The sequence below is a fragment of the Bradyrhizobium mercantei genome (assembly GCF_001982635.1).
GTDB classification, from domain to species: domain Bacteria; phylum Pseudomonadota; class Alphaproteobacteria; order Rhizobiales; family Xanthobacteraceae; genus Bradyrhizobium; species Bradyrhizobium mercantei.
This window is the reverse complement of sequence record NZ_MKFI01000004.1, coordinates 676,181-695,791: the sequence shown is the minus strand read 5'-3', so window position 1 is coordinate 695,791 and position 19,611 is coordinate 676,181. Positions and strand designations below refer to the sequence as shown.

Below are 19,611 nucleotides of genomic sequence, written 5' to 3'. Positions count from 1 at the left end.
ATCTGTTCGCGGAGATCGTGACCCGGATCGCCCCGGATCACGATCTCCTGTTGGCGTTACTTCGCGCCGCCGGTGACACCGGTGCAGCCGTCGGTCTGCGTGCCCGAGGTGCTGTAGGCCGCGATCGCGGTCGACGAACCGCCGGCCGCGCTCGAGGTCAGGTACGCATTCAGGATGTTGGTGGCCCACACGCCGTCGAGTTCGTGGAAGCCGTTGTTGCGGATGATCTTGGCGACGTTCGGATCATAGCCGGGATCGTCTGAGTTCGAGGTCGCCGGATTGTAGTTCGGCAGCCCGGTGATCGATCCGCCGAAGAACCAGGCGAGCCAGTTCTTCACGGCAGGCACCCGCGTTCCGGCGCTGTCGCTGTAGCAGCTATAGACGTTGAGGAAGCTCGCGCCGGTGACCGGATAGTCGGTCTGCGACTGCAGCGGGATGCCGATGACGGACAGGCCGTCATAGGTCACGCCGCCGAGCACGGTGCCGGCGGGATAGACCTGGGCATACAGGTTCCAGGCATCATAGCTGCTCGAGATGTCCGGGGCGTTCAGATTGGCGAACGCCTGCTGGGCATTGGTCGGCGTCGGCGGGACGAAGTTCTGCGCCTTGCCGTTGCTGCCGACCTGGCCGGGATGATAGACGCCGAGCAGGCGCTGGCGTTCGTTCTGGATGCTGGCAGAGAGCGGTGCCGCGGCTGATATCGTGGTGCCGGCGATCTCCTCGGTCACGGTCTGCGCATAGGGCTGGGTGAAGTCGGCGCTGAGATAGCCGATCCGGCCGGCGAAGCGCGGATCCGTGCCGATCTTCAGCGCTTCGTGGTTGCTGCCCGAGGCGCTGATCCAGTGCGGATCCGGACGTTCCTCGTCGTCATCCACGTCATAGGGGTCGCTCTGGTCGGAGGTCTTCACCGCCTTGATGTTGTCGAGCAGGCGGACAAACTTGCCCGAGGGCAGGTTCGCCGTGGTGCTGCCGCCGACGCCGACGCCGGTGAAGATCTTCTTGTAGTTGTAGGTGCCGGTCGGATCGAGCAGCGGGCAGAGGTTGGCGAGGTAATTGGTGAGGATGAAACTCGCGCCGGCATCATCCGCACGGTAGACTACCTTGATCGGCAGCCGGCCGCTGGTATAGGCGACCGGGGTCAGCGAGCCGTTGGTGTTGGCGTCGTAGAAGTGCTGGAACTGCTGCACGCCGTTGGCGTCGAGCGCGGGGATCAGCGTCGAGGTGTCGTGCCAGTCCGTCACGGTCGCCGAGAAGATCGCGCAGAGCTGCGCGGCGGAGAGCTGGATCGCTCCGCCGGCCTGGCTGTTCGGCGACAGCGCCGACTGGTTGGTCCAGGTCACGCCCGAGGCGGAGTTCGCGGTGTTGACTGCAATCGCGACCGGGACTTCCATGGCCGGGACCTGGATCGGCGCGCCGACCGCCGTGGTGTTGAAGCTCGTGGCCGATTTGCTCAGGGCGGCGATCAGCAGCGTGTTCTGCCAATTGGTCGACGGCAGGAAATTGCTGAACGAGATGGTGGTCAGGCTTGCAACCGAACTGGCGAGCGGCGCGTCGCTGGCGGCGAAGTCGAGCCGCGGATAGGGATAGCTCTTGAAGGCCGCATTGGCCGTGTCGCGGAACGGCGGCTTGGCCGAGGGCTTGCGCACAATGGCCGGCGCGGAGTCCGGGCTGCCGCGGAACAGCTGGCGCGCATCGTCGGCGATGTAGGCGCGCTGGCCGTTGCCGGAACCGACGGCGGCAAACAGGCCCTCGACCGAGGTCGAGACCAGGGTGCAGCTCGTCGGCAGCAGGTTCGGGCTCGGCGTTCCCGTCGAGAAGCTCGGCGAGAATGCCTGGCCGTCATTGGCCAGCGTCATGCCCGCATAGCAGTCGAAGATCTGCCGCAGCGCCAGCGACGACAGCGTGCTGCCGCCGCCGTAGATGCCGGTTTGGGCCGCAGCCGGTTGCTGGGCTCCGATCATGGCGGCGGCCGACAACACGACCAGCGAGGTCGTGCCCAGCACGCGTTCGGCGAACGATTTCGTCTTCATGATAACCTTCCCTGTTTTTGTTGCGTGACACAGCAGCGCCGCGCGACCGCCTGACGGCCTCGTGATGTCCAGAACGTCTTGTTCGATGGCTTTGGAATGGGACGGCGATGAAGAAGACCCTGCAGGAACGTCTCAAGACAATCGAAGCTGTTCGCCGCGCAAGGCGAACAGCCCTGCGCGTCGTCGTCGGCATCGGCGCCGATGTGGCTCACACCCCTTAGACAATCTGAATTGGTGCGATGCGCAGTCGGCCCGTGGTGATTTTTCGGGCGGATGAATTCTCGGACGCGATCGCTCTGGCGTCTCATCGAAGCGATGCGCCAACGCTACGATCCAAGGATCCGCCTCCGACGGTCCGGCGCAAGCCATGCCGATGCCGCAATTGATACCGCCCCCGCCGCTATTCAACGCGACTGCGAGACTGTAAGGAGGGCGTTGGCCGCGTGCGTCGGGGGGCGCCACCGGGCCGCGATCGACCTGGGACGCTTGTCACCGGGCGATCGGACTCACGACTAGCGATGGATTTGACGTGGCGAATACCAAGAAGGCCCGTGCCAAGGTTGGCGCGAAGAAGACAAGCAAGGGAGTAACGCGTTCCGGGATTTCATCGTCCGCGCCGCTCGGCATGCTGGCGCTGCATCTCGTCGAGCAATGGAACAAGTCCGGGCGCGACGGCATCGTCTTCCTTGCCGACAGCGAGAACAGGGCCGAGCGCCTCGGCAGCGTGCTGCATTCGCTCGATCCTTCGCTCGAGGTGCTGGTATTCCCGCGGCTGAACACCTTGCCGTTTGACGGGCTGGAGCCGTCGCGCGAGATCGCCGGCCGGCGCAGTTCGGTGCTGCGGCGTCTGGCGAAGAGCAGGAAGCCGGTCTTCCTGGTGTCGACGGCGGAGGCGATCATGGAGCGGTTGCCGTTGCCCGCGAGCTGGGCGCGCCTCAGCATCAGCTTGAAGGTGGGCGCGCGCTATGCCGAGCAGGATCTCAAGGATCGCCTGGAAGCGCTCGGATACGATCTCGACGAAGAGGCGGATTTTCCGGGGAGCGTCCTGTTCCACGGCATGACGTTCGAGGTGTTTCCCGCCGGCGCGCTCGGGCCGTTCAGGATCGAGCATTCCGGTGGCGTGATCCGCAGGATCGCGGGCGTCGATCCGAATGAACACGACGTCGTCTTCGATACGCAGGAACTGCTGATCGATCCGATGTCCGAACGGATCGCGCTCGGAGGCAAGCGGGCGCAGCGCGCGGCACTGCCGGATTATTGTGAGCGCGCGCGCTGGATCGCGGACGCTGGCGTGTCGGGCCACGCCGATAGCTGGCTGAGCACGATCAGGGAGGCTGCCGGCCGCCGGGAGATCGAGCGCGAGTATTTTGCGCCCGCCGACTGGAAGCGGCTGACCAAGCGCATGAGCGTGCTTCCGCGAAAGGCGGCGTTCATCGCTACGCCTGATTTCTCCAAGGTCACCTCGTCGCGAAAAGCGCTTCGCGCCTTTGTCGCCGACACCGAGCGCGCCGGATCGCGGCTGCTTTTCGTCGCGGCGGTGGAGGACGACCTGCGCGCAATGGAGCGCATGAGCGGGATCAAGGCGGAGCGCTTCACCGACTGGAACGAGGCGGCGAAGGGGCGGGGCGGCGAAGCGGCGCTGTTGGCCGATTTCGACACCGGCTTCATCGGTGCCGGCCGCAAGCCGCTTGTCGTGGTGACGGCGACCGACGTGCTCGGCAGCCGGGCGCATCATCCGCAGCCGATGGCCAGGGCCTGGAGTGCGGCGTTCGATCATCCGGACGTGCCGGAGCGCGGCGCGGTCGTCGTTCATCTGCAGCGCGGTCTCGCCGTGCTCGATGGCTTGCAGACCTTCGACATGGCGAAGGGATCATCTCGCGAGATGATCAGGCTGACATTTGCAGGGGACGACGCCGTGCTCGTGCCGCCCGCCGATCTTGCGCTGATCTGGCCGTATGCGGCGGAGCTCGGCAGGCTGGCATTGGACAGGGCCGATGGCAGCACGTGGTGGGCGCGGCGCACCAAGGCGGAGCAGGAGATTCAGACCGCCGCCAAGGCGCTTGCCAAGCATATCGCGCAGCGCCGCCGCCGGCGCGCGCCGAGGCTGGTCGCTCCCGGTCCCGCATACGAGCGGTTCGTCGCACGCTTCCCATATTTCACGACCGCCGATCAGGCGAAGGCAATACGGGACGTGCTGGGTGATCTCGCCTCGGGGCATCCGATGGATCGAGTGGTCTGCGGCGACGTCGGCTTCGGCAAGACCGAGGTTGCTCTGCGCGCGGCGGCCGCGGTTGCCCTGTCGGGCAAGCAGATTGCCGTCGTCGTGCCGACGACCGTTCTGGCGAGGCAGCATGTCGCGACGTTCCGCAAGCGCTTCGCGCCGCTTGGCATCGAGGTGGGAAGCCTGTCGCGCGCGACGTCGGCGCAGGAAATGAGGGAAACCAAGGAAGGCCTGCGCAGCGGCAAGATAAAGATCGTGGTCGGCACGCAGGCGATCGCGGCGAAGGACGTGAAATTCGCCAAGCTGAGTCTGGTCATTGTCGACGAAGAGCAGCATTTCGGCGCGGCGGAGAAGGCGAAGCTCTCGGGCCTGGCCAAGGGTGTCCATACGCTCTGGATGAGCGCCACGCCGATCCCGCGCACGCTTGCGGCAGGTCTTGCGGGCTTCCGGGATCTCAGCGTGATCGCTTCGCCCCCGGTTCATCGGCTGCCGGTCGTGACCAAGATCGCGCCGCTGTCGGACGCCGCGATTGCCGCAGCATTGCTGCGCGAGCAGCGACGGCACGGGCAGAGCTTCCTGATCTGCCCGCGGATCCAGGATCTCGAACCGCTATTGGCGCGCGTGCAGGCGGTCGCCCCGGAGCTTCGCATCGTGTGCCTGCACGGCAGGCTGCCTGCCGACGAACTCGACGACCGGATGATGAGCTTCGTCGAAGGCGAGGCGGACGTGCTGCTGGCGACCAACATCGTCGAAAGCGGCCTCGACATTCCCCGGGCCAACACCATCGTGGTCTGCTGGCCGGAAAAGTTTGGTCTGGCGCAGCTCCACCAGCTCAGGGGGCGGGTGGGGCGCGGCGGAACGCGCGCCTTCGCCTACATGCTGACCGAATCCAGCTCGGAGCAATCCGGCAAGCGTCTCGCGGTTCTCGAGGAGTTCAGCAGGCCGGGCGCCGGCTTCGCCATCAGCGAGCGCGATCTTGATCTCCGGGGCGCCGGCGATCTGCTGTCCGAGCGGCAAACCGGTCACGTCCAGGTGTTCGGTCCCGTGCTTTACAGCCACCTTCTCAAACAGGCCTCGGAGAAGACCAACGACCGGGCCGCCGATCTGTGGGTGCCCGATCTCAACCTTCCGCTCGAGGATCTGTTGCCCAGGAGCTATGTGCAGTCGGAATCGATGCGGCTGGAAATCTATGGCCGCGCCGCCCGGTGCCGCAGCGAAGACGATCTGGAAGATCTGGAGGAAGAGACCTCGCGCCGCTTCGGCAGACTGCCAGCGGCGGCCCGCGATTTCTTCGCGGCGGCAAGACTCAGGATCGATTGCAAGCGGCGTGGCATCGTGAGGCTCGACGTCGGGCCGGAGGCGGTCGCGGCGACGTTCCTGCCCGGGAGGTTGCCGAAATCCAGGGCACGATCGCTCCAGCGCGACGGCGATCGCGTCTTCTACTCCGACAAGACGCACGAGCCGCCCTTCGAGCGGATCGATGATCTCCTGGATATTTTGGACGAGTGAGTGCGACGCTGCGCCGGCGGCTCGGGTCCGATCAGACGCGCTGACATCTCTCTGACATGTAGCTTCGCTACTCACATCGCGCGGTCCGCCCGCCGTCTCCTGGCCTCGTCCGAGCCATCGGAATGCCCCCTTCCAGGCGCGAGTCGGCGGTATCCGGGGCAGGCTATGTCGTTCAGATAACGGTATTTTCTGACCAGAATCTGGCCGAAGGAGCCGGAATCAGCGGCGCCGAAACCGGCTGCGAATTTCGCTTTATCCGTAGGACTACCCGTTTTGCACACCGTTCCGCCCGGTGTTGCCCAAACTTGTGCCCGCCAACGGTAACTTAAATATTCTACATATATTTCAACAGCTTGCGGGCGCGTCGCGGTTCAATTGCCCGTGATATTTGTGCAACATTTGCCCGAAAACAGCCGCAACTCGACCCAAACCGAGCGGTCTTTTGTTGCGTGATCGGGGGCCTTCTGTCTCATATGGAACTGCGACGGAGGGGGGCATCCCAAGGTCGTCCCGTTTTAGGTGGTTCGCTTAAGTCCCTCGCGTTCATGCGGGTGTGTCCGAAGGCGCGAAGCGACTGAGCGGGGATTTAAGGGACAAAGGGAACCAACCTGAGGGTGTTTTACCCGGCGGATCCGGAACCTTCCCTGAGATAGAGCAACTTGGAGGTTTAACATGAAGATGGTTAAGAGCCTTATCCTCGGCTCGGCGGCGGCTCTCGTCGCGGTCGGCGGAGCTCAGGCGGCCGATCTTCCCGTCAAGGCCAAAGCGGTCGAGTACGTGAAGGTTTGCTCCCTGTATGGTCCCGGTTTCTACTACATCCCGGGCACCGACACCTGTATCAAGCTGGGCGGCTACTTGCGCGTGGACGTCGTGGCGAACGGCAACGTCGACGCGATCGGCAACACGGGCGGCCCCGCCGGTGCGAACAACCGTTTCACCAACGGCTACACCTGGCGCTCTCGTGAAGACCTGAACATCGATACGCGCACCGCGACCGAGTACGGCGTGGTCCGCACCTTCTTCGATGCGACCTTCAGCTGGACCACGGACAGCTACGTCGGTCAGGGCAACGGCACGTCCATCTACTCGGCGATCGGCGCGGCTTCGGCACCGAACAACGCCAACGCTGGCGCGGTTGCGGCTGGTACGGTCGGCGTCTACTACGCCTTCATCCAGTTCGCCGGCTTCACCATCGGTAAGGCGGTCTCGCAGTTCTCGGCTCCGTGGACGGCCTATCCGGGCAACAGCTTCGACGGTCTCGTCGGCGGCGGCGGCTCGGTCACTGGTGTGAACCAGTTCACCTACACCGCGCAGTTCGGCAACGGCGTGTCGCTGTCACTGTCGGCTCAGGATCAGACCCAGTACTATCAGGCTGGCGTCAACAACCTCGGCGTCGCTCCGGGCGCGCTCGGCCCGTTCGGCACCGCCGACTATGCCGGCACGATCGCTCCGGACCTCGTCGCGATGCTGCGCGTCGATCAGGCTTGGGGTCTGTTCCAGGCGTCGTTCGCGGCGCATGACAACCACGCGGCCTACTACGGCGGCACTGAGTTGACCGGTCATCCGGACGACAAGTGGGGCTGGGCTGGTCAATTGGCCTTGTCGATCAAGAACATCCCGACCGGACCTGGCGACACCATCAACTTGCAGGGTGTCTACACCAACGGTGCGACCCGCTACAACATTCAGGACCTCGCGGGCCTGGCTGGTGCGGCCACTGTGTTCGGCGGAACCAACGTTCCCGGCGCCTACCAGAGCATCGGCCTCGGCATTGCGCCCGACTCCGTGTTCATCAACGGTGGTTCGCAGCAGTTGATCACGACCTACGGCTTCCGCGGTGCCTACGTGCACAACTGGAACCCGAACTGGAACACCAGCATCTACGGTGCCTGGGCCCAGGTTAACTACAACAGCACTGCCAAGGGCTACATCTGCGGCCCGGCCGGCAATGGTGTTGGCGGTTCGTTCGGCGCCGTGTTCGGCACCGCCGGCCTGACCTCGTGCAACCCGGACTACAACATCGCCCAGATCGGCACGCAGACCCAGTGGACCCCGGTTAAGAACCTGACCTTCTCGGCAGACTTCACCTACACCCGCTTGGATCAGAGCTTCGGCGGCACGATCACCTATCCCGGCAGCGCCGGCATCGGCAAGCCGGGCACTGTGTACGAGCTGAAGGATCAGAACACCTACACCCTTCTGCTCCGCGCTCAGCGCAACTGGTAATTCCGGTTGATCTGATTGTGATCTAACAGAGCCCCCGGCGCCAAAACGCCGGGGGTTTTGCTTTGTGATGCGACCGCGCGCCGTCAGGCGGCGAGCATGTCGCGCACCATCGGCACCACCTTGCTGCCGTAGAGCTCGATGCTCTTCATCAGCTTCTCGTGCGGCAGCGGGCCGGCCGAGTATTTCAGCTGGAAGCGTGCCGCGCCGAGCGCCTTCACCGTCGCCGCGATCTTGCGGGCCACGGTTTCCGGCGCGCCGACATAGAGCGAGCCGTGCTCGGCCTCAGCCACGAACTCGTCGCGGCTCATCGGCGGCCAGCCGCGCTCCTTGCCGATCCGGTCACGCATCACCTTGTAGTCCGGCCACAGCTCCTCGCGGGCCTGCGCGTCGGTCTCGGCGACATAGCCCGGCGAATGCACGCCGATCGGCTGCGGCGTCCGGCCGAACTGCTGGTAGGCGCGCTGGTGCAGGTCGACATAGGGCGCAAAGCGCTTTGGATCGCCGCCGATGATGGCAAGCATCAGCGGCAGGTCGTAATGCGCCGCGCGCACCACCGATTCGGGGCTGCCGCCGACGCCGATCCAGGTCTTCAGCCGGCCGTGCTCGACCGGCGGATAGACCGACTGGCCCTTGAGCGGCGGCCGCAACTTGCCCTGCCAGGTCACCGGCTCCTGCTTCAGGAGCTCGGTGAACAGATCGAGCTTCTCCTCGAACAGCTCGCTGTATTGCCTGAGGTCGAAGCCGAACAGCGGGAACGATTCGGTGAACGAGCCGCGGCCGAGGATCACCTCGGCGCGGCCGTTCGAGACCGCGTCGACGGTGGCGAAGCGCTGGAAAACGCGGATCGGGTCGTCCGAGCTCAGCACGGTCACCGCCGAGCCGAGGCGGATGTCCTTGGTACGCGCGGCGATCGCCGCCAGCACGGTCTCGGGGGAGGAAATCGCAAAATCGGCCCGGTGGTGCTCGCCAAGCCCGATGAAATCGATCCCGAGCTGATCGGCCAGCACCGCCTCGTCGACGACGTTGCGGATTACCTGGGCGTGGGAAAGCGGCGCGCCGGCGGCGTCGTTGGTGACGTCGCCAAATGTATCGAGCCCGAATTCGACGGAGGTCGTCATCACATAGTCCAGTTTGTCGGCGTGGCGGAGCATCCGCCACGGGCCACCCATCGCACGCAGGCCGAGAGGTCGTGTTGCTGCGGAGATGTCCGCAAGCCTGCGCTGTGGAGCCTTGGGTTGGAGATAGCCGTGAGGTATTGCCGGTTCGGTGGCCCGGCAAGGTCACGCCGCGAAACGCTGGGTTTCCAGACCCGCCCGGGTGCAGCCGGTGGCCGTGCCTGTGGCGATCAGCCCGGGACGACCAGGAAGCCGGCGCGCGGGAAATGCACCACGACCTCGCCGGCGCGTTCGTCGGACCGGCGGATCGCGATGTGCTGCGCCGACAGCGAGACGATCTCGCCGCGCACCGGGATCTTGCCGTAGTCGTCCGGCATCACGGCGACGATGTCGCCGGGCTTGCGACCGTTCGGATCCGCGGGGTCGGCGGCAACGGGCGATTCCGGCCGCGCCTTCGCCGCGATCTCGAGTGCGTCGGCCGACGACATCTCGGTGCGCATTCCGTGGCCGATGGCGCGGATGCGCTGCTCCCACGCCGCGACGTGTGGGAACGGCTTCATGAGCTCGTCCATCGTGGCGAGGCTCTGCCGCGCGTACCACACGTTCATATAAGCGCTGACATCGGCCAGGCTGAACTCGCCGAACAGCCACGGCCTGTTGTCGCCGAGTTGCGCCTCGATCCAGTCGATATTGGCGCGGAACTGGTCGCGCATCTGCGGCAGCGCCGCGGTCATCGCAGCGACGTCGAACTTGCCGCCGCGCAGCTTCTCGCGATCCTCGATGAAATCCCGTGGCACCTTGTCGCCGATGAAGCCGAACACCAGGTTGACCGCGTTCTGGAAGAACGGCCGGTCGGTCCACATGCCGAGTGCCCAGGGCATGCCGGCATTGCCTGCGGGAAACAGTGTCGGCGCCGGATAGCGCCGCTCCAGCTCGCGGATGATGATCTGGGTATCGCAATAGATGTCCGCGCCGATCTGCATCGTCGGCGTGCGGCGATAGCCGCCGGTCATCGGCATCAGGTCCGGCCGCGGCATGATCCGGGAAATCCGCACCGAATTCCAGGCGAGCTTCTTGAATCCGAAGATGATGCGGATCTTCTCGGAGAACGGCGACTGATCGAAATGATGCAGGATCGGCGTGGGCTGCGACATGGCCTTTTCCTGGGACGGGGTGCGATCGTCTCGGATCTTGTCGCATAGCCTGACAAGATTTCGGCGGATCGCAACCCATTTCCCTCGGAGAATGACGGCGGCGCGGTGCCCGTCAGAACTGCTCCGCCCATGGCCGCAGGTCGAGCTCCAGCGTCCAGGCGCTGCGATGCTGGTGATGCAGGACCCAATAGGCCTCGGCGATCGCCGCGATGTTCAGCATGCCATCCGGCCCGCGATCGTCTTTCAATTGCGGGCGTATGCTCAGCAGACGATCGCCCTCGATGCCGCCGTCGACCACGACGTGACCGACATGAATGCCCTGCGGCCCGAATTCCCGCGCCACGCTCTGCGCCAGCGCGCGCAGCGCGGCCTTGGCGGCGGCGAAGGGTGAATAGTTGGCCTTGCCGCGCAGCGAGCCGCTGGCGCCGGTGAACACCAGCGTGCCGCCGCCGCGCGCCAGCAGGGCAGGGATCGCGGCCTGCGCGAGCTGGAAACCGCCGAGCGCGTGTTCGCGCCAGTGCTCCTCGAAGCGCTGCTCGCTGACCTTGAGGAACGGGGCGGGCCGGTTGGAGCCCGCATTGTGCACGGCCATCGCGAGCGGCGCGAGCTTTTGCGCAGCCTCGACGAAACGCGCAACGTCGGCTGCGCTGGAGGCATCGCCGACGACGTGAGTGACCCTGGCGCCGTCAGCCGCGAGCTCCGCGGCGGTTGCAGCCAGTTTCTCGGCGTTGCGCCCGGCGATCGCGACGGGATAGCCGCCGGCCGCAAAGCGTCGCGCGATCGCGGCACCGAGGCCGTTCGATGCGCCGACGCCTGATATCAGCACGCTGCCCTGCACAGCCGTCGGCTCGAGGGTGGATCGGTCGTTCATGGCTCGCTCCATCAAGGTGCCCGCGGCGCGGGCGCAATCATTCGTCTGACGCCATCGCGACGATGCCGTCGCGCACCGTGCGCAAGACCGCGTCGGACCGCTTCTGATCGGTGAGGACCCGCGAGATCGCGAGTGCGCCGACCATCGCGCTGACGGCGACGACCGCGTTGCTGTCGTCATCGTCGCCGAGCGTCTCGGCGACCTTGGCGATGAAGGCTTCGATGTGCGGCTCCATCACCGCGCGGCACTGCGCGTCGGCGCGGCCGACATCCGAGATCAGTGCGCCGATCGCGCAGCCCGACTTCGGCTGGTCGCGATGGCTGCGGCTGAGATAGCTCCGCACCAGCGCGTTGATGCTGACCGGCTTGTCGGGATCGCGCGCGGCGTGCGCCGACGCTTCGCCTGCATTCAGCGCCTGTTCCAGCGCCGCGGCGATCAGCTCGGAACGCGAGGCGAAGTGTCCGTAGAAGCCGCCATGGGTCAGCTTCACCTGCTGCATCAGGCCGCCGATGCTGAGCGCCTCGAGCCCCTTGTCGCGGATCTGCGTTGCCGCCTCGTTCAGAATGCGCTCACGGCTCCTGGCCTTGTCGGCCTGGGAATGGCCCATCTCACAGTGCCCCTGTTTGACTCTCGTTCTGGATTATGACCATCATGCATCTGGATGACAACTATCATCCAGAAAATATTCAGTCACAAAGCAGGGAGGAACAGATGTCCGGCAGCGCGAGCGAAGGGCGGGTCCGCCACGAGCGGCACGACCGCATCCTGAAGATCATCATCGACAATCCCGCGAAGAAGAACGCCTTCAGCCCGGAGATGATGGCCGAACTGTCCGACGCGCTGACGCTGCTCGACAATGACGATGGCCTCTGGGTCGGCGTGCTCTGTGCCGCCGGCGGCAGCTTCACGGCCGGTCTCGACATGCCGAAATTCTTCGGCCCGACGGCGAGCCGCAAGCCGCTGCCGGAGGGCAACGTCGATCCCTTTGGATTGTCGAAGCGGTGCCGGAAGCCGATCGTCACGGCGGTGCAGGGCATCGTGTTCACCGTCGGCATCGAGATGATGCTGGCCGGTGACATCGTCATTGCCGCGGACGACAGCCGCTTCTGCCAGATGGAAGCCAAGCGCGGCATCGCGCCGCTGGCGGGCGCGCATTTCCGCTACATCAGCCGCGCCGGGTGGGGCGATGCGATGTATCACCTGCTGCTGTGCGACGAGTTCTCCGCGGCTGAGGCGCATCGGATCGGCCTCGTGCAGGAGGTCGTGCCGGCCGGTCAGCAGATCGAACGCGCGATGGCGCTCGCGGCGATCATCGCGCGCAATGCGCCGCTTGGAATCCAGGTGACGAAGGAGGCGGGCCGCAAGTTCATCGAAGCCGGTGAGCAGGCGGCAATTGCGATCATTCCGCAAATCCGCGAACGCGTGCTCAACACGTCGGATGCGGCCGAGGGCATCAAGTCGTTCGTGGAACGCCGCGCGGCCGTGTTTCAGGGGCGCTAGTCCCCGGGGCGCTAGTCCCTGAAACGTGCATTGCGTTCACGATACGTGCACCCAGTACGGTTGTGACAATGTTGTCGCAACCGGCTGAATTTCGATCACGTCGATGTTGCGACGACTCTTGTCGAGATTCGTCGAATCAGGGAGATTCGAATCATTCATTAAATTCCATTTCGTCCTGCGTTGACTCAAGCGTCCGATAGGGATTCCCATGACAAACGCACGCGTAATCGTTGTAGGAAACAACAAGGGCGGCTCTGGCAAGTCGACAATTGCCATGCACGTCGCCGTCGCGCTGATCAAGGCGGGTCAGCGTGTCGCCACCATCGATCTCGACAACAAGCAGAAATCGCTGACGCACTACGTCGAGAATCGCCGCGACTGGGCGCGGGAGTCCTCGCTCGAGCTCGGCGTTCCGACGCATATGTGCTTCGAGACGGTGAGCGGCAGGAGCAGCGAGGTCGAGACGCTCGGGCGCAGCGCGCTTGCCGAGATCGTCGAGCGGCTCGGTAGGTCGCACGACTTCGTCGTCATCGATTGCCCTGGCCATGACACCTATCTGACGACATTCACGCATTCGCTGGCGAACACGCTGATCACGCCGCTGAACGACAGCTTCATCGACTTCGACGTGCTCGGCACCGTCGATCCGAACGAATTCAAGGTCACCGGCATCAGCCACTATTCGAAGATGGTGGAGGAGGCGCGGCGCCAGCGCAGCGCAAACGATCAGCCGGCATTCGAATGGGTGGTGCTGCGCAACCGTCTCTCCACGCTCGGTTCGCGCAACAAGCGCCTGGTCGGCGAAGCCCTCAGCGAGCTGTCGAAGACGCTGAATTTCCGCCTGGTCGACGGCCTGGCCGAGCGCGTGATCTTTCGCGAATTCTATCCGCGCGGTCTGACGGCGGTCGACGACGTCAATCAGCTCGCGCTCGGTGGCCGGCCGACCATGTCGCATGTCACTGCATGGCTCGAGATGGAGCGGCTGATGACCGCGATCATGCTCGGCCATCTGGTAGTACGCCCGGCGGCGTCCTCCGACGCCAGCCGCGACGCGGCGTAAGGCGACGTCGTCTCGCTACCGGCAGTTGGCGTTGCCCGCGTTGGCAACGGTCAGGAACGTGATCGTTGCGGGCGCGAAGACGACCGTTCCTGCCGCGGCTGCGTCGCCATTCAGGGTGGGAATCTGGTCGGAAGCCCCAAGCGCCAGCGTGCCGCCATTGAGCTGCACGTTGCCGTCGGCAGGCGATGCGCTTGCCAGCGTGTAGCGTTGCGAAGTGTCTGACAGCGTCAGCTTGTGCTCCGCTAGCCGATCATTGTTGATGACGAGCAGGGCTATTCCATCAGGGATGTCGCGCGCGCAATGCGCATAGACATGGAAGCCGGGCTGCCCGGGCACGCCGGCATCGAGCACGGTGGTTCCCATCAAGCGTCGCCATAGCAGCGCGGCCCAGTAGTTCGGCCGCGGCAGATGCGTTCGCTCGTCGAGCAGCCCATAGTCGCTCGCGGCCAGCGTGTTGTGCATCACCACCTGTACGCCGGCCTTGGCGAGCCGCCCGAGTTGATCGAGGTAGCGGAACGTATCGGTGAAGGTCGCCGCCCAACGGTTGCCGCCGCATGCGGTCTCCGCGGTCTCGGTCAGCCAGACCGGCCTGCCCGGCGCAAGCCGGTCGCGCAGCGATTGGTAGAAGGCGAGTGTCTTGCCGGTTCGCGCCAGCCATTCGTCCGACAAGGCCTGCTTCGCCGTGCGATCGCCGCCGCATCGCGCCGAGAGGGCGCCGTAATGATGATAGGAGACCGCGCCGACACCTTCCGCCGATACGGCGAAGCGCGCGCGAGCCTCCGCGCCGGTGCCGATCGTGCCTGGGCCGAGGATTTTCACGTCGGGCGCGGTTGCCTGCATGAAGGCACGAAACGCGGCAAAATCCCGGCCATAGGCCGCCGCACTGTAACGGTCGGGCGCGCCGCCGATCGCCGGCAGATCGGGCTCGTTCATGAACTCGGCCGCGGCAATCTGGCCGCCTGCCGATCGCGTGAAGGTGAGAAGGCGCCGCGCCTGGTCGGGATTCCATCGCCCCGCAGCGTCACGCGCGCCCGCGCTGATCGCAAAGGAGGTGACGATGAGACTGCCGACGGCGTGCGCGAAGTCGATCACGTCAAGCCATTGCTGTCGCGTCAGCACGCCCTTGAAGCCGTCCGGCGGGGCAGCCGGTGGCGTCCCGGAATCCGCAAAGAAGGTGCTGTTGGCCCAGGTTCCGCTGACGCGCAGATATGCAGGCGAGAGGGCGGCTGCGAGCTTGCGCAGCCTGCCGTCGTGTAGATCGATCGGCGGGCGCGCGGCGAACCGGTCCACCTTTGCGCCGCCGGCTCCATAGGGCTTCCAGAACCGCCCGCCGGTCACCTCGACCATTTCGATGTTGTAGGACTGGAAGCGTGGGTCGATGGTCGCGACGCGCGGCATGGTCGCGACATCGAGCGTCCGTTCCGCTGCGATCACCGTCGTGCAGAGGAGGGTGGCAATAGCCGGCACGACGACGCGCGCGAGGCGTCGAAGCGGATCGGCCCGGTGGTTGCGCAGGGGTCCTCGCGGAGGTCTGAGCGGCATGTCACGTCAGAATGCCGCCGCGGCTCGTCTGAATCAACGCTGGAGCGGGCCTTGCGGCTCGCTTGCAATGCGATCCCACAGCGTGCGGATCATGTCCTTCATGACCAGCGCGTCTTGCCAGCGGTCGGACAATTCCCGCCCGTCGGGACCGGTGATCGCATAGGGCGGCGGACCGAGCTCGCACAGGAAGGTCAGGGTCGCATCGGGCCCGGCGCGCTTGCGCCAGGAACGCATGCCGTAGTCCCACCAATCCATAAACAGCGACACCCAGCCCTGGTGCTGCGGGAAGCCGAGCGAGATCTGCACCTGCTCGCGGCTCGCAATGCGGCCATGGATGCCCCAGGCATGGTCGAGGATGCGATGGATCATCGCGTGGTTGGCGTCGTCGACCGGCCAGGCGAATTCGCGACCGACCTGGTAATGCGAGGGATCGGCGGTCAGCCGCAGATCGGGGAAGCAATCGAGCAGGTCGAGCATAAAGAACAGGTCGGTCGTCATGCGGTCGCGATGGGTCTCGACATGCACGGCGACGCCGGCCTCGGCCGCGAGCCGACGCCAGCCCTCGAGCAGGGGAATACAATCGGCGAGCCGGCGCGGTCGGACGTCCGGCTGCAAATTGACATGATCGGCGCCGAGCCGGGCAACCAGCTCGAGCACCGGCTTCAGGTCGTCGACGCTCTTCGGGTAGCATTGCGCCTGCCAGATCATGCCATGCGCGCGAAGGAAGCTCGTCACCTCGTGCGCAAAGGCCGGATCGATGAAGCGCACGCCGGCGCCGTCAAACCCGGCATCGCGGATCATCGCGAGCTGGGTTTGCAGCGGCCATTCGTCCTCATCTTCCAGCCGCCGCTCCATTGCCCAGAGCGACTGCAGGACACGCAGTTGCTGCGCCACCGATCAGGCCCGCGCCGGGATCGCCGCGGGCAGCTCGGCATGTTCGCTTGCGTCGGAGGCGATGTTCTCCTGATAGGTCTCGGGCCCGATCCAGATCGCGACCACGGTGCAGGCCGATAGGAACATCGCGTAGCAGGCGACCGGCCACCAGGTGCCGTAAGCCGCCACCAGCGCGGTGGCGACGAACGGCGCCGGGCCGCCCGACAGCAGCGAGCCGAGTTCGCGGGCGAAGGCGAAGCCGGCGAAACGGCGCTGCGGCGGGAACAGCTCGGCGAAGTACGCCGCCTGCGGCCCGAACATTGCCGCCGTCACCACGGCGCGCGCCAGGATGAAGGCGAGCGCGATCATGATCCATTCCTTGGTGCCGACCATCCAGAAGAACGGGAAGGCGAGCGCCACGCCGGCCAGCGCGCCGAACATGTAGACCGGCCGCCGTCCGATCCTGTCAGACAAGGCCGCAAAGCCGAGGATCGCGAACAGCTCGACCGTGAACGCCAGCATCAGCGCGCTGAGCGCCTCGGCTTTCGGCACGCCGAGCGTCGTGATGACGTAGCTCAGACCGAACACCGGGAAGAAATAGCCGAGCCCGTTTTCGGCCATCCGTGCGCCGAGCACGACGAGGAAGTTGCGCGGGTGCTGGCGCAACGCTTCCATCGCGGGATTGCTCTCGACCTTGCCGCGCGCCACCACCGCCTCGGTATAAACCGGCGTCTCGGTGATGCGCATGCGGACGAAGATGCCGACGACGATCAACAGGAAGCTCGCCAGGAAGGGCAAGCGCCAGCCCCAGCTCATCAGATCCTCGCGCGGCAGCATCGTCACCAGCGCGAAGGCGCCGGCGGCGAGCAGATTGCCGACGGAGACGCCGAGCGGCGCGAAGCCGCCCCAGAAGCCGCGATGCTTCGGCGGCGCGTTCTCGACCAGATAGATCACCGCGCCGCCATACTCGGCGCCGGCGCCGAGCCCCTGGATGACGCGCATCGCGACCAGCAGCACCGGCGCCCAGATGCCGATCTGCGCATAGGTCGGCAGGAAGCCGATCGCGGTGGTGCCGATGCCGATCATCAGCAGCGTGGCAACCAGCACCGGCTTGCGGCCATAGCGGTCGCCGAGGATGCCGAACAACAGGCCGCCGAACGGCCGCACCACGAAGCCGACACCGAAGGTCAGGAACGACAGCAGCGTGCCGACCACAGGATCGCTCTTTGGAAAGAACAATTCGCCGAACACCAGCGCGGCGGCGGTGCCGTACAGGAAGAAGTCGTACCATTCGAGCGCGGAGCCGATGCTGGCTGCAAGAATCACACGCAGGCGCGATTTGCTGGCGCCATCTGCCATCTTGGTCATTCGTTTCCCCGTTGTGTCTGTTTTTATGGTCTTCTCTTGAGCATGATCTTTCGGAAAACCGGTGCCCACTTTTCCGGATCATGCTCGTGAAAGCAGCAATGCCCGCGGCGTGGCCGCGGGCATTGTCGTCGTCTTCAGGCAGCGCGCGTGAAGTAGGATTTCTTCGACGCCGACTGGGTCTCGTAGATCGATCCCTGCCGCTTGGCCGGCGGCAGCGGCATCCGCACCGGCACGTCGGTCAGCCGCGGCGCGACCACCGGCGGACCCGCCAGCAGGCGGCTGTTGAACTCGTCGAAATCCTTCACGCCCATCAGCGGCCAGGCGTCGCTGGCGGCGACTTCATAGAGCAGCAGGTTGCGCGGCCGGTTCGAGGTGTTGGTCGCCGAGCCGTGCAGCGCGCGGACGTGATGGAACGACATGCTGCCAGCCTTGCCCATGCAGGGCACCGCGCGCTTGATGTCGCCCTCGATCTGGTCCGGATCGATCAGGCCGGCGAAGTGGCCGTCCTCGCCGTGATGATCCCACATCGTGTCGCCGGTGTGCGTGCCCGGCGTCACCAGCATCGGGCCGTTCTCGATATCGCAATCGTCGAGCAAGACGCCGATCGCGAGGATGTCGTCATTGGTGTGCGGATAGAACGCCCAGTCCTGATGCCACTCGACCGGTGAGCCGTATTGTGCCGACTTCATGTTGAGCTTGGAGCCGTGCAGGCGAAGCCCGGGGCCGATCAGCCTGGTCAGGATCGAGATCACGGCGGGGCTGCGGACGATCTCGTCGAAGATCGGGTGCACCTTGTGCGGCGCCTTGATGCGGCGGACCCGCGGGGTCTCCGGCGTATGGCCCGGCTCGAGGTCGTAGACGTCGGTGTGCTCGGTCACGCTGGCGGCGCCGGCCACCAGCTCCGCGAGCACCGTGCGCACCTTGGCGAGGGTCTCCTGGTTGAGCACCTCGGGGACCACGATCACCCCGTCGCGTTTGTATGCCTGGGCCTGCTCGTCCGAAATCATGCCGTTTCTCCCTTTTTGTTCCATGTTAGCGCTAACATGAGGTAATGCTAGCGCTAACATCATGGCTTGGCAACCTGGAATCGTGCAGGCTCCCGTCATGAGCTCCGAACTGACCGATCCCGCGACCGGCCCGCCCGGTGCCGCGCCCACCCTGTCAGAGGTGGCCAAGCGCGCCGGCGTCTCCTCGATCACGGTGAGCCGGGTGGTGCGGATGCCCGACCTGGTTGCGCCGGAGACCCGGGCGCGGGTCGAGCAGGCGATGCGCGATCTCGGCTACATCCCGAACCTGGTGGCCGGTGCGCTGGCGAGCGCGCGGACCAATTCGGTCGGCGTGCTGGTGCCGACCATCGCCAACTCGATCTTCGCCGACACGGTGCAGGGCCTGTCCGACAAGCTCGAGCCGCTCGGCTTCTCCGTGATCCTGGCGCAGTCGCGCTATGACGCGGCGCGCGAGGACCGCATGCTGGCGGCGCTGCTGTCGCGGCGCCCCGAGGCGATCATCATGGTCGGCTCGCCGGCGACGGAGGAGGGCAGTCGCCTGCTGCGCAACGCGCGCGTCCCGATCGTCGAGACCTGGGATCTGCCGGCAAACCCGATCGACGCGGTCGCGGGCTTCGACAATTACAAAGCCGGTGTCGCCGTCGCGAAGCATCTGGTTGCGCAGGGACGCGCGCAGCTCGCCTTCATCGGCGGCGACGATCCGCGCGGCACGCGCCGCTGGCTCGGCTACAGGGACGAGGCGCTGGCGAGCGGTCTTGCCGAGCCGCGCAGATTGATCCTGGACCGCAAAGATTCCGGCAGTGTGGCGGCGCATGCACGCCTGCCCGGCGTCGACGCGGTGTTCGCCGCCAATGATGCGCATGCGATCGGCTTCATGTCGGGGCTGCGTAAGGCCGGGCTGCTGCGCGACGGGCCGGCATCGGCGCAGCCGGTCGCCGTGATCGGCCTCGGCGATCTCGAAATGGGCCGGCTGATCTCGCCGACATTGAGCACGATCAGCGTGCATGGCGACGCCATCGGCCGCACCGCGGCGACCTTGACGCTGGAGCGCGGCGGCGAGCGCCGGATCGATCTCGGCTTCGAGCTGGTGCTGCGCGACAGCGGCTAATTGGTGTCGCGCCGCCGCCAGCGATCG

The 19,611-nt window shown here is 65.8% G+C and carries 15 protein-coding genes; 5 read left to right on the top strand and 10 right to left on the bottom strand.

The window, feature by feature from the left end:
* Positions 1–56 precede the first annotated feature (56 nt).
* Entirely contained in the window at positions 57–2,030 is a 1,974-nt protein-coding gene (locus BI327_RS21290) for a substrate-binding domain-containing protein (protein WP_076862718.1), read from the bottom strand.
* A gap of 625 nt (positions 2,031–2,655) precedes the next feature.
* On the opposite strand from BI327_RS21290, the gene BI327_RS21285 reads away from it, so the two are divergent.
* A complete protein-coding gene (locus BI327_RS21285) occupies positions 2,656–5,760 on the top strand; it encodes a DEAD/DEAH box helicase (RefSeq protein WP_076863155.1) in 3,105 nt (1,034 codons plus the stop codon).
* Positions 5,761–6,432: 672 nt separating this feature from the next.
* Positions 6,433–7,986, top strand: coding sequence for a porin (locus BI327_RS21280; RefSeq protein WP_076862717.1), 1,554 nt, complete (start codon positions 6,433–6,435; stop codon positions 7,984–7,986).
* An 83-nt stretch (positions 7,987–8,069) separates the two neighbouring features.
* Here BI327_RS21280 and BI327_RS21275 read toward each other — a convergent pair whose 3' ends face one another.
* The 4 genes from BI327_RS21275 to BI327_RS21260 form a co-directional block, all read right to left on the bottom strand.
* Positions 8,070–9,104: an LLM class flavin-dependent oxidoreductase gene (locus BI327_RS21275; protein ID WP_076863153.1), complete on the bottom strand. Its 1,035-nt coding sequence runs from the start codon at positions 9,102–9,104 to the stop codon at positions 8,070–8,072.
* A gap of 227 nt (positions 9,105–9,331) precedes the next feature.
* Positions 9,332–10,255 (bottom strand): glutathione S-transferase family protein, encoded by a 924-nt coding sequence (locus BI327_RS21270; protein ID WP_076862716.1) that lies wholly within the window; start codon positions 10,253–10,255, stop codon positions 9,332–9,334.
* Positions 10,256–10,367: 112 nt separating this feature from the next.
* Entirely contained in the window at positions 10,368–11,126 is a 759-nt protein-coding gene (locus tag BI327_RS21265) for an SDR family NAD(P)-dependent oxidoreductase (RefSeq protein ID WP_076863151.1), read from the bottom strand.
* Positions 11,127–11,163: 37 nt separating this feature from the next.
* A complete protein-coding gene (locus BI327_RS21260; protein ID WP_076862715.1) occupies positions 11,164–11,733 on the bottom strand; it encodes a TetR/AcrR family transcriptional regulator in 570 nt (189 codons plus the stop codon).
* 104 nt (positions 11,734–11,837) lie between these two features.
* Between BI327_RS21260 and BI327_RS21255 the strand changes: the two genes are divergently transcribed.
* Positions 11,838–12,626, top strand: coding sequence for a crotonase/enoyl-CoA hydratase family protein (locus BI327_RS21255; protein WP_076863149.1), 789 nt, complete (start codon positions 11,838–11,840; stop codon positions 12,624–12,626).
* Positions 12,627–12,662: 36 nt separating this feature from the next.
* On the opposite strand, the gene BI327_RS42785 is transcribed toward BI327_RS21255, so the two are convergent.
* Positions 12,663–12,902 carry a hypothetical protein gene (locus BI327_RS42785; protein WP_167386894.1) on the bottom strand — a complete coding sequence of 80 codons (240 nt, stop codon included), beginning with the start codon at positions 12,900–12,902 and terminating at the stop codon, positions 12,663–12,665.
* Here BI327_RS42785 and BI327_RS21250 point away from each other — a divergent pair.
* On the top strand, positions 12,901–13,686 hold the full coding sequence (locus BI327_RS21250; RefSeq protein ID WP_245334885.1) for a division plane positioning ATPase MipZ: 786 nt from the start codon (positions 12,901–12,903) through the stop codon (positions 13,684–13,686). The two genes, BI327_RS42785 and BI327_RS21250, sit on opposite strands and share 2 nt — an antisense overlap.
* 15 nt (positions 13,687–13,701) lie before the next feature.
* Here BI327_RS21250 and BI327_RS21245 read toward each other — a convergent pair whose 3' ends face one another.
* The 4 genes from BI327_RS21245 to BI327_RS21230 form a co-directional block, all read right to left on the bottom strand.
* Entirely contained in the window at positions 13,702–15,153 is a 1,452-nt protein-coding gene (locus BI327_RS21245) for a hypothetical protein (RefSeq protein WP_245334884.1), read from the bottom strand.
* A gap of 108 nt (positions 15,154–15,261) precedes the next feature.
* Positions 15,262–16,122: a sugar phosphate isomerase/epimerase family protein gene (locus tag BI327_RS21240; RefSeq protein WP_076862712.1), complete on the bottom strand. Its 861-nt coding sequence runs from the start codon at positions 16,120–16,122 to the stop codon at positions 15,262–15,264.
* A 3-nt stretch (positions 16,123–16,125) separates the two neighbouring features.
* Positions 16,126–17,469 carry an MFS transporter gene (locus BI327_RS21235; RefSeq protein WP_076862711.1) on the bottom strand — a complete coding sequence of 448 codons (1,344 nt, stop codon included), beginning with the start codon at positions 17,467–17,469 and terminating at the stop codon, positions 16,126–16,128.
* Positions 17,470–17,603: 134 nt separating this feature from the next.
* Positions 17,604–18,476: a phytanoyl-CoA dioxygenase family protein gene (locus tag BI327_RS21230; protein ID WP_076862710.1), complete on the bottom strand. Its 873-nt coding sequence runs from the start codon at positions 18,474–18,476 to the stop codon at positions 17,604–17,606.
* A 97-nt stretch (positions 18,477–18,573) separates the two neighbouring features.
* Here BI327_RS21230 and BI327_RS21225 point away from each other — a divergent pair, with 97 nt between their 5' ends.
* Positions 18,574–19,584 carry a LacI family DNA-binding transcriptional regulator gene (locus tag BI327_RS21225; RefSeq protein WP_076862709.1) on the top strand — a complete coding sequence of 337 codons (1,011 nt, stop codon included), beginning with the start codon at positions 18,574–18,576 and terminating at the stop codon, positions 19,582–19,584.
* Positions 19,585–19,611 lie beyond the last annotated feature (27 nt).

Bases quoted from the DNA above. Each gene is read 5' to 3' on its own strand.
- BI327_RS21255 (WP_076863149.1), top strand. From the start codon at position 11,838: ATGTCCGGCAGCGCGAGCGAAGGGCGGGTCCGCCACGAGCGGCACGAC.
- BI327_RS21270 (WP_076862716.1), bottom strand. From the start codon at position 10,255: ATGTCGCAGCCCACGCCGATCCTGCATCATTTCGATCAGTCGCCGTTC.
- BI327_RS21250 (WP_245334885.1), top strand. From the start codon at position 12,901: ATGCACGTCGCCGTCGCGCTGATCAAGGCGGGTCAGCGTGTCGCCACC.
- BI327_RS42785 (WP_167386894.1), bottom strand. From the start codon at position 12,902: ATGGCAATTGTCGACTTGCCAGAGCCGCCCTTGTTGTTTCCTACAACG.
- BI327_RS21235 (WP_076862711.1), bottom strand. From the start codon at position 17,469: ATGACCAAGATGGCAGATGGCGCCAGCAAATCGCGCCTGCGTGTGATT.
- BI327_RS21290 (WP_076862718.1), bottom strand. From the start codon at position 2,030: ATGAAGACGAAATCGTTCGCCGAACGCGTGCTGGGCACGACCTCGCTG.
- BI327_RS21230 (WP_076862710.1), bottom strand. From the start codon at position 18,476: ATGATTTCGGACGAGCAGGCCCAGGCATACAAACGCGACGGGGTGATC.
- BI327_RS21225 (WP_076862709.1), top strand. From the start codon at position 18,574: ATGAGCTCCGAACTGACCGATCCCGCGACCGGCCCGCCCGGTGCCGCG.
- BI327_RS21260 (WP_076862715.1), bottom strand. From the start codon at position 11,733: ATGGGCCATTCCCAGGCCGACAAGGCCAGGAGCCGTGAGCGCATTCTG.
- BI327_RS21280 (WP_076862717.1), top strand. From the start codon at position 6,433: ATGAAGATGGTTAAGAGCCTTATCCTCGGCTCGGCGGCGGCTCTCGTC.
- BI327_RS21275 (WP_076863153.1), bottom strand. From the start codon at position 9,104: ATGACGACCTCCGTCGAATTCGGGCTCGATACATTTGGCGACGTCACC.
- BI327_RS21265 (WP_076863151.1), bottom strand. From the start codon at position 11,126: ATGAACGACCGATCCACCCTCGAGCCGACGGCTGTGCAGGGCAGCGTG.
- BI327_RS21285 (WP_076863155.1), top strand. From the start codon at position 2,656: ATGCTGGCGCTGCATCTCGTCGAGCAATGGAACAAGTCCGGGCGCGAC.